Consider the following 16,637-nt stretch of genomic DNA (forward strand, 5'->3'; position numbering starts at 1 on the left):
GTCCCAATCCATGCTCTATTCAGGGTTTGTTTCGCTTTCGCCCCGATAGCTTTGCAGCAATTGCAATCGCTTCACAAACCCGGCCGCCGCCTTTCCATTCAGCACGGCAGCATGTATCACATTTCCATCCCCAAATGCCAAATCCATTTCTTCTCCCGTGAAAACAGAGAAGGCAGGGATCTCAGGCCCATCTAGGTGTACAACGGCGCGACGCGCCTGATCCAGCTTGCGCACACCATCTGGCGAGGCTTCCCTGGCGTGCAGCACAACACAGGCAGTACCTGAGCGGATCGCCTGCTCAACCTTGGTCGAGCCAGAGACAACCGCGCCGGCCTTGCGCGCCAGTGCAAGACTCCCCAGAGCAGATTTCGTCAGCAGCTGGTCAACCAGCGCGCCAAGATCCGCCTGTGGCGTCACCCCTTCCTTCAGTGCCCGCGCAAACAGTTTGCGCTTCACTGCCTCATCGACCAGATGGCGTCTGGCTTTGACCCAGCAGCCTCTGCCCGGCAAATTCCGCTTCAGATCCGGCACGACAGAACCGTCAGGGCCGGCAACAAAACGGATCATCTCATCCGCAGAACCGCTTTCGCGCGTGACGATACAGGTTCTGTCATTCATATCCCGCATATCCCGCTCCGGCTGCATATCCGCTCGAAAAGCACGAACCGCAACCGGCTCAACACTGCATTTCAAGATCTGCAACAGCAAACGCCTGCACAGATCTCAAATAAAGGATGCGTGCGGGCTGTAGCAGAGCCAGGGCCCCGTCACAACCCGAAACCGCATGAACCGCATCTTTACGCCTCAATTGCTGCAAGCATAAGGCAATTTGCGGCTCCAATGTACGAAACGGGCCACCCCGCTCCGTACATTATATTATATTTCATCCGACGGGCCCGATACAGTCTTCATTCTTTCGGGCCGTGGCACAGTCACAAGCCGCAGCATGATTGCGGCTTGCGCCGCTTATTCCTCGCCGGCCTCGTCCGTTTCTTCCGCTGCCGTCGCCAGTTCTTCTTCCGTGATCCAGCCGGCCTTGAGGCGGGCGGCCAGAATCATCTGCTCAGCCTCAACGCGCGACAGGTCGAAGTTGGTGAGAATACCGCCATGGGCAATCGTTTCGCCTTCCTTGCGTTCACGCCAGCCGACCAGATCATCAACAGCATAACCCGCAAAGTCTTCCAGCGTCTTGACGCCATCCTCGCCAATGGCAACCATCATTGCCGTGGTCATGCCCGGCAATTCACGCAGCTCATCCTGAACACCCAGTTCCTTGCGGCGCTTGTCCTGCTCAGCCTCAAGGCGTTCCAGATATTCACGCGCACGATCCTGGATTTCACCAGCGGTATCTTCATCGAAACCATCGATGGAGGAAATTTCGCCCGGATCAACATAGGCGATTTCCTCAACCGAAGCGAAGCCTTCGGAAGCCAGAACCTGACCAACCATTTCATCAACGTCCAGCGCTTCCATGAACAGCTTGGAGCGCTCGGCGAATTCCTTCTGACGGCGCTCGGATTCCTCATCCTCGGTCAGGATGTCGATGTCCCAGCCGGTCAGCTGCGAGGCAAGGCGAACATTCTGACCGCGACGGCCGATCGCAAGCGACAACTGGTCATTCGGAACGACCACTTCAATACGCTCTGCATCCTCGTCGAGCACAACCTTGGCCACTTCAGCCGGCTGCAGCGCGTTGACGATGAAGGTAGCCGCATCCGGCGACCACGGAATGATGTCGATCTTTTCGCCCTGCAGTTCGGCAACAACGGCCTGAACACGCGAGCCACGCATACCAACGCAGGCACCAACCGGGTCAATCGAGGCATCACGCGAGACAACGGCGATCTTGGCGCGCGAACCCGGATCACGGGCAACCGACTTGATCTCGATAATGCCGTCATAGATTTCCGGCACTTCCATGGTGAACAGCTTCGCCATGAATTGCGGATGGGTGCGCGACAGGAAGATCTGCGGGCCGCGCTGCTCACGACGCACGTCATAAACATAGGCGCGGATGCGATCACCATAGCGGAAAGCCTCGCGCGGGATCAGCTCGTCACGGCGGACGATGCCTTCACCTCGGCCGAGATCAACAATAACATTGCCATATTCAACACGCTTGACCGTACCATTGACGATTTCGCCAACACGATCCTTGTATTCCTCATACTGGCGGTCACGCTCGGCCTCGCGCACCTTCTGCACGATAACCTGCTTGGCCGACTGGGCAGCGATACGGCCGAAATCCATCGGCGGCAGCTGGTCAGCGATGAAGTCGCCGATCTGCGCATCCGGATTGCGGTCACGCGCATCAAGCAGCGAAATCTGCGTTGCATAATCTTCAACATTCTCAACGACTTCGAGAAGACGTTGCAACTTGATTTCGCCCGACTTCGAATTGATGTCGGCGCGAATATTGCTTTCCTGACCATAGCGCGAACGCGCTGCCTTCTGGATTGCATCGGCCATGGCCGCAAGAACGATCTCACGGTCAATCGACTTCTCGCGTGCGACCGCATCGGCGATCTGCAGAAGTTCCAGCCTGTTTGCACTGACTGCCATAGGTCTCTCCTTAGTGACGCAACCAATATCATGGCGCGCCGGTTGCCTGAAACTTATTTCCGATCTGCCTCATCGGCAGATCCGGCTTCCCCGGAAGCCATATCGGGATCCAGACCGAGATTGTCGTCTGGAATGCGACCTTCGCGAATGGCCTTGTCCTTGCGCAGCGCATCCCGGATCAACTCATCGGTCAGAACCAGACGGGCATCCGCAATCGTATCGAATGCAATGCGCACCGTCGGCTCCTGACCGTACGTCATCTGGTCACTTTCGATCACCACGACTTCGTCGTCGCTCGAAACGATACGGCCACGGAATTTGCGACGTCCCTCGATCATGATCGAGGTCTCGATCTTGGCGATATGACCTGCCCAATTGCTGAAATCCGACTTACGTACCAACGGGCGATCAATGCCCGGCGACGAGATTTCCAGATGATAGCGACCATTGATCGGATCTTCGACATCAAGAACCGGCGCAACGGTGCGGCTGACCAGCTCGCATTCATCGACCGTCATCGTGCCATCCGGGCGTTCGACCATGATCTGCAGGGTCTGGCCATTCAGGCCGGAAAGACGCACGCGCACCAGACGGAAGCCAAGCGTGTTCAGCACAGGCTCAACAATGCCTGCGACTTTTGCATCGATACCTGTCTCACGGATAATGCGATCATCTGCATCGGATGCGGCCGTGACCACCTTGTCTGCCTGTATTTCTGTCAACGCGTAACCTCTTGAACGGTCAATTTCGTCAGTTCGTCTGGTTCAGCTAACAAAAAAGAGCGGGTCCGGGAGGGCCCACTCTTCGTCAATCGACCAAGAATTTGAAGCGTATATAGCACGCAGCCTGTTTTTTTTCAAGTGCCGGGCAATTGCCCACGGCAGGGACTCAGCGACGGATGAATGTCAGATAGGCTGCCTTGCGCCCTTCACGGAAAGCCTTGGCCTCATAGCGCGTGCCCGGCCAGCCTTCGTAAGGCTCATTCCAGTCGGACGGGCCTTCCGCCTGCCATTCAAATTCGGCATGGCGACGGCAATGCTGCAAGGTCCAGTTGACATAATGCTCGATATCGGAAGCGAAGCGGAACTTCGCACCCGGTTTCAGCACACGGGCAAAGCGGTCGAGATTGGCGTCGCTGACAAAACGGCGCTTCCAGTGACGACGCTTGTGCCAGGGATCGGGATAGAAGAGATCTATGCCAGACAGGGATGCATCCGGAAGCCAGTCAAGCACCGCTGTCGCATCCTCATCATAAAGGCGCAGATTCGGACGTGCTTCCTGGTCAATCGCCGCCAGCATCTTCGCCATGCCATTGATGAAAGGCTCCACGCCGATGAAACCCGTCTGCGGGTAGCGGCCGGATTCGTAAAACAGATGCTCGCCGCCGCCAAAGCCGATCTCCATACGGACATTGTCCACTGGTGCCTCAAACAGCTGCGTCAGATCCTGCGGGGCCGGCACATCGAGATCAAGCCGCAGGCGCGGCAACAGATGCGCGAACAGATCACTCTGATGCTGTCTTAATGGCTTGCCGTGACGGCGGCCGAAGAAATTCCCGGCCGCACGTACTGGATGATTATCTTCGTTCATTCTTTCACGATCAGGCTTTGACAGCCTCTTTCAATGCCTTGATAAGATCGGTCTTTTCCCAGGAGAAAGACCCATCGCGCCCCGGCTTACGGCCGAAATGACCATAGGACGAAGTCTTGGCATAAATCGGCCTGTTGAGATCAAGATGCTTGCGGATGCCGGTTGGCGACAGATCCATGACCTTGCGCAGCGCCTTTTCAACCACCTCTTCGGAAACCTTGCCAGTGCCATGCAGGTCGACATAGATCGACAGCGGCTGGGCAACGCCAATGGCGTAGGAGAGCTGGATCGTGCAACGGTCGGCAAGGCCGGCTGCGACGACATTCTTGGCAAGATAACGCGCGGCATAGGCGGCCGAACGGTCAACCTTGGTTGTGTCCTTGCCTGAAAATGCGCCGCCGCCATGGGGAGCTGCGCCGCCATAGGTATCAACGATGATCTTGCGGCCGGTCAGGCCCGCATCGCCATCCGGACCGCCAATCACGAACTTGCCGGTTGGATTGATATACCAGTTGCAGTCATCGGCAATCTTGAGATCGCCAAGCGCCTCACGGATATAGGGCTCAACCACCGAACGCACCTTGTTCGAATCCCAGCTCGGATCAAGATGCTGGGTCGAAAGCACGATCTGGGTGACTTCGGTTGCCTTGCCGTTTTCATAGCGCACCGTGACCTGGCTCTTGGCATCCGGTCCAAGCTTTGCAGCCTCACCCTCGCCCTTGTGGCGGGCAGCCGAAAGACGCTCAAGGATCTTATGCGCATAATAGATCGGCGCCGGCATCAGATCCGGCGTCTCGCGGCAGGCATAACCGAACATGATGCCCTGGTCGCCCGCGCCTTCCTCGCCCTCACGGTCGGCGGCATTATCCACGCCCTGCGCAATGTCGGCCGACTGCGGGTGCAAGAGCACGTCGATCTTTACCGTCTTCCAGTGGAAGCCATCCTGCTCATAGCCGATATCGCGGATCGCCTTGCGAGCAACGGCACGGAAACGCGCTGGATTGATCATCGGCTGGCCGTTCCTGTCATGGGCGATCGTACCGTCCTTATTCTTCTTCAGGAAGGTTTCCGGCAGCCGCACCTCACCTGCAATGACGACGCGGTTGGTGGTTGCAAGCGTTTCGCATGCAACGCGCACAGACCACGGATCAACGCCGGTCTTGCGCGCCTCCCGGTAGATCATGTCAACGATTTCATCGGAAATGCGGTCGCAAACCTTGTCCGGATGACCCTCGGATACGGATTCACTGGTGAAGAGATAAGAACTGCGCGACACGGGTAACCCCTCTTGAAAATCCGGTGGAACATGACCGCCACCGTAAAGACACAGTAGCGCCCAGCAGGTTCAAAACCCAGGCGCATCCTGTGTTAGCGAAGATGGGATTGCAACGTCAACGCATAATCGTATTCTGTCCCGGCCAGAACAGAAAATATCATGCCTGATTACCCGTTATCGGCTTCCGCCGAAAGCGACTTGACCAGATCGATGATCTTGCGGCGAACCTTAGGATCCGAAATCTTGGTGAAGGCACGTGTCAGCTGCACGCCTTCATTGGTATTCAGAAAATCGACGACATAAGCCGTATCATTCTCTTCGGCAAAGCCATTGTTTACAGCAGTCTCAGTACCAACCGGTGCATCTTCGAAAAAATAGGAAACCGGAACAGCGAGAATGGAAGAAATTGCCTGCAGACGGCTTGCACCAACGCGATTGGTGCCTTTTTCATATTTTTGAATCTGCTGAAATGTAATGCCGAGATTTTCACCCAGCTTTTCCTGACTGAGACCGAGCATATTACGCCGTAGACGGATGCGGCTTCCGACATGCACGTCGATAGGGTTGGGCTTCTTTTTATTCTCAATCATAAAACTGCCATTCCTTGCAATTGCCAGTTTTCGGACACCACTGAGCAACTGTACAACGATATTCCCTCAATTATGGGGCTTTGAGCGGTTTCTTACCCAGACAGCCACCACTAAAATAGTATATCAGCTTAACAAAAACGCCATGTCAACGGACAGGCCCGCCGAATACCTTTCTGAAAGCCACTGAAATAACCAGTAGCAGAAAAAGTGTTATAACAACCTGGTTGTCATTCGGCGCACTGCCCCAAAATGGAGCAACTTGCCTTGGCAAAAAAGTGTCTTTTACGGCTACGTCATTCAGCAAAAGCCCTGCACTGATTCGTCCAAAAGGATCTATCACAGCCGACAGCCCATTATTGGCGACACGGATGACGGGCAAGCCCTGTTCAACCGCGCGCAACTGCGCCTGCCGGAAATGTTGATAGGGGCCTGGTGTATCACCGTACCATGCATCATTAGTAATATTAACTATAGACTGAACCGGCGCCCCTGAATAGCCAAGTTCGTCGGGAAAAATGACCTCGTAACAAATCAGGGGCAGGACCGTGATATTGTTGCCGACAGTCATGCTCCTGCGCGCTGCGGCGGCGGTGAAGCCGCCTGGCATTTCCACGACCTCCTGCAGCCCGATCGCGCGCAACAATCGTTCAAAAGGCAGATATTCGCCAAAGGGAACAAGATGTAGCTTGTCGGCTGAATCGACGATACGCCCTGCATCATCGATGACCGTGATGGAATTGAAATAGCGCGGCTGATCATCGCCTGCTCTGCGTTCTTCGCGCACGGCTCCAGCCAGCAGAACCTGCCCTGGCTGCAGGGCAGCTCCAATCCGTTCAAGCGCTTCAGGGGTTGAGGTCAGGATATAGGGCACCGATGTTTCCGGCCAGACCACAATGTCGGGCCGCGGCATGCCCGGTGCAGGCGGGGTCTCGGTGAGCGTGATCAGCCTGTCGAAAATGGCGCGGCGTGCCTGATTGTCCCATTTGAGGCTCTGCTCGATCGATGGCTGAACGATACGGATGACCGGCCCATCGCTTGCGGCATTGATTGCCGGCGCATGCGAAAGAACCCATTTTCCATAGCCGATATGGGCAAGCAGCAGCACACTGGCAAGCGCCAGCCCTGCCCTGCTACCGCGCCCGCCAGTCAACAGGGCCGGCGCAGAAAAGATCAGGACGCCAAGCCCGGTCAGTCCGACAAAGCCAATGACGGCGATGGACTGCATGAGCATCGGCGTTGGCGCCAGCGCATAGCCCAGCGCATTCCATGGAAATCCGGTAAACAGGAAGCTGCGCAGCCACTCAGCCAGGGCAAAACCAAAGGCAAGCGCGAAAATACGGCCGAGTCCTTCCGACCATAGAAGCCGGGCAATGGCTGTCGCAAAAGCATAAAAGAACGCCAGAAAGGCCGGCAGCCCAAGCACGGCAAGCGGTAATGCCCAGGCAAACTCCTCGGCATCGACCAGCAATGCCTGTCCGATCCACCACAGGCCGCTGACGAAATAGCCAAAGCCGAACCACCAGCCAATCATGGCCGAAGGCAGCAAGCGAGGCAGAAAACCGCCTTCAGCCTCGGCCCCGTCAAGCAGCCAGACCAGAAGCGGAAAGGCAACAAAACCGATCAGGAGAAAATCATAAGGCGGCTGTGCCAGCGCCAGAATGGCCCCTGCAAGGAAGGCGACCAGCCTGGATCGCCATCCGCGCAACCTGGCTATTCTGCCTGCCAGCCTCGTCAGCATCAGGAAGCTTTGTCACGATCAGATGCATCGGTCGCGCCCGGTTCATCGACAACTGAACGGTCGCCAAATGCGGGCATTGCACCGCGTTCGGCCGATGCGAGCGGGACAATGCGCACCTTGCGCACGCGCCGTTTGTCGACCTCCAGCACCTCGAATTCAAAGCCCGGAACGGCCTCCACCACTTCGCCGCGCGCCGGAATGCGGCCAAGAACCGAGATGATCAGGCCGCCAATGGTGTCGACATCTTCCCCATGCTCGCCAGCCTGGAAAGACGGGCCGATCTTTCCAGCCAGTTCTTCCAGATCCGCACGTGCATCGGCCACGTAGCTGCCGTCGGTTTCCTCGGAGATCATGATTTCTTCATCATCATGCTCATCCTCAATATCACCGACAACCATTTCGACGATGTCCTCCAACGAGACAAGGCCGTCCGTGCCGCCATATTCGTCAATGACCAGCGCCATCTGTATATGGGCGGCCTGCATGCGCGCCATCAGTCCGCTTGCCATCATCGATGGCGGAACGAAGAGGACCTTGCGCATCAGCCCAAGCTCGCCGATCGTCTTGTTGAGATCAATGCGGCCCATATCAAAATCGGCCGCACTTTCGCTCGGCACGGCTTCGCCGGATTGCGTCTGATCTGAAGTGCGGCGGGCCTGGCGCGTAATGTAATTCAACACATCGCGGATATGGATCATGCCGCGCGGATCATCCAGCGTTTCCGCATAGACCGGCATACGCGAGCGGCCCGACTTTTCAAACAGTTCCAGCGCTTCCCACAAGGGGGTGGAGATTTCCAGCGCCTCAATATCCGCGCGCGGAATCATCACATCTTCGACGCGGATTTCACGCAGGCGCAGAATATTGTTCAGCATCGCCTTTTCTTCAGGCGTAAAGGCTGAATCCGACGTATCCGCCGTGCTGGAAAGGGCATCGGCAAGATTTTCGCGCAGCGAGGTTGCATGGCGCGAACGCATGAACGGGAAAATATTCGATAGCAGGGAGCGCTTCTCGACCCCCTGTGGTCGCAGCGTACTTTGCCCTTCCGGTTCTGAAGCCTGTGAAGTCTCACCACGCTTGCCGCCGGCGGGTGTATTTTGCGCGTTTGAATCAGCCATGGTCAATCGTTGTCAAATTCAGATCGGATACAGCATAGGGGTCTGGTATGGCAAGCGCATGAAGGATTTCCCGCTCACGGCCTTCCATAACCTCAGCCTCTTCGTCATTTTCGTGGTCGTAACCAAGAAGATGAAGAAAGCCATGTACGATAAGATGTGTCAGATGATTGGCGAAAGGCTTGCCTTCTTCACCTGCCTCGCGCTCGACCGTTTCAAAGGCCAGCACGATATCGCCCAGCATCGGGCCAGGCTGTTCGCCTGCCTTCACCGGGAAAGCAGGAAATGACAGAACATTGGTCGGCTTGTTCTTGCCGCGCCATTCGGCATTGAGCGCCTGAATGGAAGCGTCATCAGTGAAAACCACGCTCAGTTCGCTCTGTGCGGGTTTCAGGCCGAGTGTCGTCCACGCCGCATTGACCGCATTGCGCACGAGTTCTTCAAGGGTCGTTTCATTGGGCCAATGACCGGCCTCAATCAATAGATCGATATGAATCGCGTTTTCTGACACGTTTTACGGTAGCACCTCAATGGAGCCACCTTGTCCTTTCAGTTAACAAAGAGCATCCGCTGACGCGGACAATTACCCTATAAATTGTCGTTCCGGCTCAAGATTGCAAGACCGGCAATCCTGCCGGTCAGGAGCGGCTGTGATTCTTGGCATCACGGTCATAGGCATTGACAATGGCTGCGACCAGCGGATGGCGCACCACATCCTGCTCGGTGAAACGCACCTTGATCACTCCCTCGACGTCATCCAGCACCCGCAAGGCCTCAACCAGACCGGATTTCTGCCCTGCCGGCAGGTCGATCTGGCTTGGGTCGCCGGTCACGATCATGCGCGAGCCTTCACCAAGACGAGTGAGGAACATCTTCATCTGCATGGATGTCGTGTTCTGCGCCTCGTCAAGAATGACAGCCGAATGCGCCAATGTGCGTCCGCGCATGAAGGCAAGCGGTGCGATTTCAATGACGCCTGCCGTAATGGCGCGCTCAACCTTTTCCGCCGGCATCATATCATAAAGCGCGTCATAAAGCGGGCGCAGATAGGGATCGACCTTTTCCTTCATGTCGCCCGGCAGAAAACCCAGACGTTCACCCGCTTCCACGGCCGGACGCGACAGGATGATGCGCTCCACCAGTCCGCGCTCAAGCAGCATGGCCGCATGGGCAACCGCCAGATAGGTCTTACCCGTTCCAGCAGGCCCGACGCCAAACACCAGCTCCGAGCGATCCAGCGCCCGCATATAGGCATCCTGCGTCGGCGTGCGGGCAAAGATGGTCTTCTTGCGTGTCGAAATCTGTGCTGCCGACATCTTGCCTCTGGTTTCCATGGTTGGCAGCGAAAGCTGGTCATCAGCGGCAATTGCCATGCGCAACGCGCCATCCACATCCGAAGCCGTCACGTCATGCCCCTTTTGCAGCGATTCATAAAGATAATCGATGGCGCGGCGAGCCTGTTCAGTGGCGACCGTCTCACCCCGGATCGACAATTGATTGCCCTTGGAGCGCACATCAATACCGAGTTTCTGTTCGATACGCGCCAGGTTTTCATCGAACTGCCCATAAAGCGCGCTGGCAAGACGGTTATTGTCGAAGGTCAGCACGATATGGGCCATGTCCGAGGCCCCAGCAGGCGGGCTTTTAGGCATGTTTGTTTGCGTTTGAGTGGTTGGCTTGGCAGGCTTCAGCTTTTCCGTAGCGCTCAACCGGATCTCCTATTCTTCACGCAGTCCGTGATCAACGCATTCCCGGCCAGCCCGTGCTGAACGACCCGATACGTGAGCACCCGACTTTACGCCTCGCAACCATCATGCCTTCAGGTCAGCTTTTGCGCAATAAGGCTGTTGGTGCCAGTGGCGGTAATTTTCACATGAATAATATCACCGATCTGATCCGTGTTACCGTCAATAATGACAGGCAAAAGCCAGGGCGAGCGTCCCACGATCTGTCCCGCAAAACGGCCGGGCTTTTCCAGCAGCACATCCGTTTCAACGCCGACCAGCGAATCCTGGAACGCATATTGCTGGCTGGACAGAAGCGCCTGCAGACGCTGCAGACGTTCATCCTTTACTGCTTCATCCACATGGTTTGGCAGATCCGCCCCCGGCGTGCCGGGGCGCGGCGAATATTTGAATGAATAGGCCTGCGCATAATTGACCCGGCGCACCAACTCCATCGTGTCTTCAAAATCCTGATCCGTCTCGCCGGGAAAACCGACGATAAAGTCGCCCGACAACGCCATATCCGGACGTGCCTCACGGATGCGATCAATGAGCCGCAGATATTCTTCCGCCTTGTGACGGCGGTTCATTGCCTTGAGGATACGGTCAGAGCCCGACTGTACCGGCAGATGCAGATAGGGCATCAGCATGGGCAGGTCACGATGGGCGGCAATCAGCGCATCATCCATGTCACGCGGATGGCTGGTCGTGTAGCGCAGGCGGGCAATGCCCGGAATGCGCGCCAAACGGAACAACAACTCGCCAAGGCCCCATTCGCGCCCGTCATCGCCAGTACCATGCCATGCATTGACGTTCTGGCCAAGCAGGGTCAGCTCACGCACGCCGCCTTCGGCCAGACGTTCTGCTTCTGCCACGATCTGTGCAACGGGCCGTGAGACTTCCGCACCACGCGTATAGGGCACGACGCAGAAGGTGCAGAACTTGTCACAGCCTTCCTGCACAGTCAGAAAGGCTGACACGCCGCGCCTGCGCGTGACTTCGCGCCTTGGCGCGGGCAGGTGTTCGAACTTGTCCTCAATGGCATATTCGGTTTCGACCACCTTTTCACCGCCACGCACACGTGCCAGAGCCTCAGGCAGGCGATGATAGGTCTGCGGACCAATGACCAGATCAACCGTCGGCGCACGGCGGATGATTTCCTCGCCTTCGGCCTGCGCCACGCAACCGGCAACACCGATGGTCATTTCCTTGCCTTCGGCAGCGCGCATGTCTTTCATCTTGCGCAGACGGCCAAGCGCGGAAAACAGCTTTTCCGAAGCCTTTTCGCGAATATGGCAAGTGTTCAGCAGAACCAGATCGGCATCTTCCGGCGTGTCGGTCGCAACATAGCCTTCCGCGGCAAGGCTGTCGGCCATGCGCTGGCTGTCATAGACATTCATCTGGCAGCCATAGGTCTTCACAAAGACCTTGCGCATGCCTGTCTGCGGTGCCGGATCGGGTTCAATACTGGTCAATTTCTCGCTCATGCGGGGCTATCTAGCGTTTTTCGCGCGGCAAGGGAAGCTGCAAACCATTATCGGCTTGCTGAAGCCGCCTCATCGGTCTCGCTTTTGATCTCACGTCCCAGAAGCGCGCTCTGCAAAAGATCGCGTACACGGTTTTCCATGGTGCGGGCAAGCTGTTTGCGATCCGTCCCTGCCGTGACAATGACCGGCTCGCCAAAGCGGATTTCGACATCAATCGCGCCCTCGCGCAACACACCTTTCAAATGCGGCATCAGCTCGACATCGCCCGGCCAGGACGCAATCGGTCGGAAATAACGCCCCATCGGCATGCCATGCACACCCGTATAGGCAATGGCGACCGGCTGAACGATCACTTCCTTGAGGTCCATTTCCCGGATGGCCGCATGGGCTGCACCGAAGAGAGCTGTCTTGAATGGCAGGACACGGTTGCCGTCCGAGGTCGTGCCTTCCGGAAACAGCACCATGGCATCACCTTCCGCCAGGCGGCGGGCGATTTCCGAAGCCTGTTCGCCAGTCTTGCCACGCCGTTCCCGCTCAACAAAAACCGTGCGCTGCAACACGGCAAACATGCCAAAGACCGGCCAGTTGCGCACTTCCGACTTGGCGATGAAGGACACTTTTCCTGCTGCCGACAGGATGACTATATCGCTCCATGACACATGGTTGGAAACCAGAAGCAGAGGCCTGCCTTCCTGCATTTCGCCAACAATCCTGATGCGGAAACCAAGCAGGCGCGCGACAATTCGATGGAAAAAATTGGGCAGGCTGCGTTTCCAGCCACGTTCCAGCTTCAGGAACACATATTGCACAGGGATAAGCGACAGGCTGAGCGCCACCAGCGCCGCAACAACCACAATAATGCGCACAATCCCAATCATGTCTGGCTCACCAAATCACGTCGCAGGATCAAAGCGGCAGAGCGGCCATTTTCAGTCTGATAATAGGCTGGGCGATCACCGACCTTCCTGAAACCCATCCGCCGATAAAGCGCCTGCGCGGCAATATTGGCCTCATCCACTTCAAGAAACAATGTCTCGGCGCGTTCCTGATGAAGATAACGCAATACGGCATCCATCAAGGCTCGGCCAACGCCCTGGCGCTGTGCCGAAGGCGCGACCGCAATGGTGAGGATTTCCGCCTCGCCCGCCACCAGCCGTGCCAGCACAAAGCCGCTTGCCCCAGCCGGCTTGCCCTCAGGCCGGGCGATGAAGCCAAATACTGAATCTTGTGCAATCAGCGAACGAAACTCATCCGAACTCCAGCCATGCAGAAAACAATTGGCGTGGATTTTCTGGATCGTTTGACTGTCTTCCGAGCGAAGCGGCTCAACGACTATTTCGCGGCGCCCGAAACATCCAAACGGCAAGCCGATCATCGCCTCATTCCCCGCCCTGTTGACGCGGCAAGGCAAATCCCACCTGCGGCTTGGCATCGGGCCCTCGCATGTAAAGCGGTTTTGGCGCTTCGTCCGGCGCAATGTCCGCAGCAAGCCACGCATAAGTGGCAATCGCCCCGGTTGCCTTCGCTTCACCCAGCGCAAACCTGTTTTCCAGGGCTGCATTGATGGCGGCGGCAGCCGAACCGGCCAGCACCGTCGTCTCATCCTGTGCGGCACAAAGCGCCACGGCTTCATCATGGGTGAGAACCAATGGCCTTGTGAGCGCCTTGCCCGCAGCATCGAAAGACTGGGCATAGATCTCGCCGCGATGGGCATCCAGCAGCACCAGAACCGGACGACCTGCAAAAGCAGACCCTGTTTCTGCGGCAATTGCCGCAAAGGCGCTGATGCCGATAGCCGGCCTGTCCAGCGCCAAGGCAAAGCCGCGTGCAGCCGAAACACCAATGCGCACCCCGGTAAAGGAACCGGGGCCGATATTGACCGCGATGCGATCAATGCCGTCCATGTCCAGATCTGCCTCGACCAGCGCGCGCGCTATGAAATCCATCAGCACTTCGGCATGTCCCTTGCCGATATCCTCGCTGATGGCGGCAAGAACCGCTGCGCTGTCTGTGTCATAGATGGCAACAGCACAAATCGAGGCGGCGGTATCAATGGCGAGTATCTTCATAATTCCCGCCTAGAGCAGAAATGGCGTGGCGGCAAGTATGGGCAGGCGGCAAATCGACCTGCCCATTGGCAAGTCTGGCTCAATTGGCCCATTCTCCGCCACGCATGACCGGTTCGCGACGACCATCGGCATGGATGCCATCCACGTCGATCTGATCCGAACCGATCATCCAGTCGATATGGATAAGGCTGGAATTGCCGCCCTGTGCTGCAATCTGTTCTGGCGAAAGCGATGCACCATTGACAAAGCATTTCGAATAGCACTGGCCAAGCGCAATGTGGCTGGCGGCATTTTCGTCAAACAGCGTGTTGTAGAACAGAAGGCCGCTCTGCGAGATCGGCGAGGAATGCGGCACGAGTGCCACTTCACCCAGCCTACGCGCACCTTCATCCGTATCGAGCACCTTGTTCAGCACTTCTTCGCCTCGGCTGGCTCTGGCTTCAACAATGCGGCCGCCTTCAAAGCGCACCGCAATATTGTCAATCAGCGTACCCTGATGCGATAGCGGCTTGGTGCTCGACACATGACCTTCCACGCGCAGGGCATGTGGCGTGGTGAAGACTTCCTCGGTCGGAATATTCGGATTGCAGATAATGCCGTTCTTGGCCGTCGATGCGCCGCCATGCCATTCATGCCCATCGGCCAGACCCACCGTCAGATCCGTTCCCGGCCCCTTGAAATGCAAGGCCTTGAACGCCTTGCCATTGAGATATTGGGTGCGGGTACGCAGGGCTGCATTATGCTGCGCCCAAGCCGTGATCGGATCATCCGTATCAACGCGCGATGCGGCAAAGATGGCTTCTGCCAGCTTATGCGTGGCGACATCGGCCGGCTCACCCGGAAAGACAAGTGCTGCCCAGTCCGGGTTTGGATAGGAAACAATGTTCCAGTTGATGTCAAAGCCCGCGATCTTTTCCAGAGCCGGCTGATAGGCCTTTGAATTGGCGCGGTTGGCGCGCGCAACCTTGGCCGGATCCTGGCTGGAAAGCAGCATCGGATTGTCGGCCGCAATGGCAAGCCGTGCCGCCCCTTCGCTATAGGCCTTGGCCATGCCTTCATAGAGCCAGCTTGCTGCTCGATCAAAGCTTGCATCAGGCGCATTCTCAAACCGCGCCAGCGCAATCTGATCATCGGCGAAAAATGGCGTCACCAGACCAGCACCCGCCTTATAGGCATGTTTGGCAATAAGCCGCACCAAAGGCAGCGCCACAACCGGCGCGGTCACGACCAGATCCTGCCCTTCCTTCAGCTGCAGGCCGACACGAACTGCAACCTCCGCCAAACGATCAAGTTTCACGGGATCAATGACTGGCTTATCACTGGACATCTGACTGCACTCTCCTGGAAGAATCACCTGGGAAGAAAAACTGCGGCAGTCTAGATCATGTATCCCATGGGTGGGAACCGCTTTTGCAGGCGCCCATGTGCGAAGGCTGTACATGGCCCATCATACAGCCATACATCATTACTGAAAGGCAAAGGTCCGGCAGATTATTCAGGCCGATCCTGCTGCAGCAGGAAAGCGCCAACAGCATCGGCCTGCTGCTCGTTCACGAAACCAAGGGAAGCCGTCTGGGTGAGCGCATGGCGATCATGCGCCGCCTGGTGATATGCCAGCGCGATCTGCTGCGCATTGAGCGTATTCGGCTGCGGTGCTGTCTGCGCCTGCTGCTGGACAGGAGCGATAGCAGGTGGCTGTGCTGCTGCCTGCGGCTGCGCCGCAATTGCCGTGTTTGCAGCGGTTGCCGCGGCAGGCGTTGCGCTCTCTGCCATGGCGAGCTGAACATTTGCTTCAGGTGCCGTGTCGGCCGCATGCGTGGTCACGTCATAAGACGGGCCTTCCGGCGTTGCCGGCGTCTGCGGCGTATAGGCAAGCGCCAGATTATATGGCGTATCCGGCACTGGCGACTGCAGCGAGCCATCCCGATTGCGCTTTTCATAGAAGGCATTGCCGCCTGCAACCAGCACATAGTGCATGTTGCGATAGGGGAATTTCAGGCCGGCCGTATGGAAGAACATCGCGTTCTTCAGCTTCGGATGGCGCTGGCCTTTCAAAATCGCATCGGCTGCCGCGCGCACTTCAGGAAGGCGCGATGAATCCATCTTGCGGGTGAGGACACCCGGCGCAAACTGGTTTTTCTGACCGACAACACCACAGATCGTATCCGGATATTTGTCAGAATGCAGACGGTTCATCACCACCGTGCCAACAGCCAGAAGCCCATCGGGGCTGGAACGGTTTGACTCGAAGAACATCGCGCGCTCAAGGCATTCGCGATCCTTGGGGGTGTAGGTATAGGTCTTGACGCCGTTGATCGTCTTCACATGGCTGGCAGAAGCTTCTCTCTGCGTTTTGGTCTTGACGCCTGTCGTCGTGCACCCTGTCACGACAAGCGGAGCCAGCATCAAGGCCATCAGAACCGGAAGTTTCCACCTGCCAACGTATGTCAACGGTCTTGCCTCTTAAATGTGATCCCTGTCGTCAG

15 protein-coding genes and 1 pseudogene are annotated in these 16,637 nt (G+C 57.1%); all 16 read right to left on the reverse strand.

Annotated elements, in window-relative coordinates; genetic code table 11:
* Positions 1–15: 15 nt before the first annotated feature.
* Positions 16–645 carry an RNA-binding protein gene (locus ACFO1V_RS14680; RefSeq protein ID WP_374831036.1) on the reverse strand — a complete coding sequence of 210 codons (630 nt, stop codon included), beginning with the start codon at positions 643–645 and terminating at the stop codon, positions 16–18.
* A gap of 321 nt (positions 646–966) precedes the next feature.
* Entirely contained in the window at positions 967–2,562 is a 1,596-nt protein-coding gene (nusA, locus tag ACFO1V_RS14685) for a transcription termination factor NusA (protein WP_374830857.1), read from the reverse strand.
* Between the two features lie 53 nt (positions 2,563–2,615).
* Positions 2,616–3,284 carry a ribosome maturation factor RimP gene (gene rimP, locus ACFO1V_RS14690; protein ID WP_374830855.1) on the reverse strand — a complete coding sequence of 223 codons (669 nt, stop codon included), beginning with the start codon at positions 3,282–3,284 and terminating at the stop codon, positions 2,616–2,618.
* A gap of 166 nt (positions 3,285–3,450) precedes the next feature.
* Positions 3,451–4,152 (reverse strand): tRNA (guanine(46)-N(7))-methyltransferase TrmB, encoded by a 702-nt coding sequence (gene trmB, locus ACFO1V_RS14695; protein WP_374830853.1) that lies wholly within the window; start codon positions 4,150–4,152, stop codon positions 3,451–3,453.
* A 10-nt stretch (positions 4,153–4,162) separates the two neighbouring features.
* The gene (gene metK, locus ACFO1V_RS14700) at positions 4,163–5,428 is read right to left on the reverse strand and encodes a methionine adenosyltransferase (RefSeq protein ID WP_374830851.1); all 1,266 of its coding nucleotides are present in this window, start codon (positions 5,426–5,428) and stop codon (positions 4,163–4,165) included.
* 167 nt (positions 5,429–5,595) lie between these two features.
* Positions 5,596–6,018 (reverse strand): helix-turn-helix domain-containing protein, encoded by a 423-nt coding sequence (locus tag ACFO1V_RS14705; RefSeq protein WP_374830849.1) that lies wholly within the window; start codon positions 6,016–6,018, stop codon positions 5,596–5,598.
* Between the two features lie 145 nt (positions 6,019–6,163).
* Entirely contained in the window at positions 6,164–7,756 is a 1,593-nt protein-coding gene (gene lnt / locus ACFO1V_RS14710; RefSeq protein ID WP_374830847.1) for an apolipoprotein N-acyltransferase, read from the reverse strand.
* An 83-nt stretch (positions 7,757–7,839) separates the two neighbouring features.
* Positions 7,840–8,874, reverse strand: a pseudogene (locus tag ACFO1V_RS14715) (hemolysin family protein); the annotation flags it as partial.
* On the reverse strand, positions 8,867–9,382 hold the full coding sequence (ybeY, locus tag ACFO1V_RS14720; RefSeq protein WP_374830845.1) for an rRNA maturation RNase YbeY: 516 nt from the start codon (positions 9,380–9,382) through the stop codon (positions 8,867–8,869). The gene ybeY and the pseudogene ACFO1V_RS14715, both read right to left, overlap by 8 nt.
* A 127-nt stretch (positions 9,383–9,509) precedes the next feature.
* Positions 9,510–10,580: a PhoH family protein gene (locus ACFO1V_RS14725; RefSeq protein WP_374830843.1), complete on the reverse strand. Its 1,071-nt coding sequence runs from the start codon at positions 10,578–10,580 to the stop codon at positions 9,510–9,512.
* A 110-nt stretch (positions 10,581–10,690) separates the two neighbouring features.
* Positions 10,691–12,082 carry a tRNA (N6-isopentenyl adenosine(37)-C2)-methylthiotransferase MiaB gene (gene miaB / locus ACFO1V_RS14730; RefSeq protein WP_374830841.1) on the reverse strand — a complete coding sequence of 464 codons (1,392 nt, stop codon included), beginning with the start codon at positions 12,080–12,082 and terminating at the stop codon, positions 10,691–10,693.
* Between the two features lie 47 nt (positions 12,083–12,129).
* Positions 12,130–12,960, reverse strand: a complete 831-nt coding sequence (gene olsA, locus ACFO1V_RS14735; RefSeq protein ID WP_374830839.1) for a lyso-ornithine lipid O-acyltransferase — start codon at positions 12,958–12,960, stop codon at positions 12,130–12,132.
* Positions 12,957–13,457 carry a ribosomal protein S18-alanine N-acetyltransferase gene (gene rimI / locus ACFO1V_RS14740; RefSeq protein ID WP_374830837.1) on the reverse strand — a complete coding sequence of 167 codons (501 nt, stop codon included), beginning with the start codon at positions 13,455–13,457 and terminating at the stop codon, positions 12,957–12,959. Before rimI ends, olsA begins: the two co-directional genes overlap by 4 nt.
* A gap of 4 nt (positions 13,458–13,461) precedes the next feature.
* Complete coding sequence (tsaB, locus tag ACFO1V_RS14745) at positions 13,462–14,151, reverse strand: tRNA (adenosine(37)-N6)-threonylcarbamoyltransferase complex dimerization subunit type 1 TsaB (protein WP_374830835.1); 690 nt, start codon at positions 14,149–14,151, stop codon at positions 13,462–13,464.
* Between the two features lie 79 nt (positions 14,152–14,230).
* Positions 14,231–15,478: an aminopeptidase gene (locus ACFO1V_RS14750; protein WP_374830833.1), complete on the reverse strand. Its 1,248-nt coding sequence runs from the start codon at positions 15,476–15,478 to the stop codon at positions 14,231–14,233.
* A 164-nt stretch (positions 15,479–15,642) separates the two neighbouring features.
* Positions 15,643–16,566: a cell wall hydrolase gene (locus tag ACFO1V_RS14755; protein ID WP_374831034.1), complete on the reverse strand. Its 924-nt coding sequence runs from the start codon at positions 16,564–16,566 to the stop codon at positions 15,643–15,645.
* Positions 16,567–16,637 lie beyond the last annotated feature (71 nt).

Origin of the sequence: Daeguia caeni (genome assembly GCF_042653845.1) — a bacterium.
GTDB classification, from domain to species: domain Bacteria; phylum Pseudomonadota; class Alphaproteobacteria; order Rhizobiales; family Rhizobiaceae; genus Brucella; species Brucella caeni.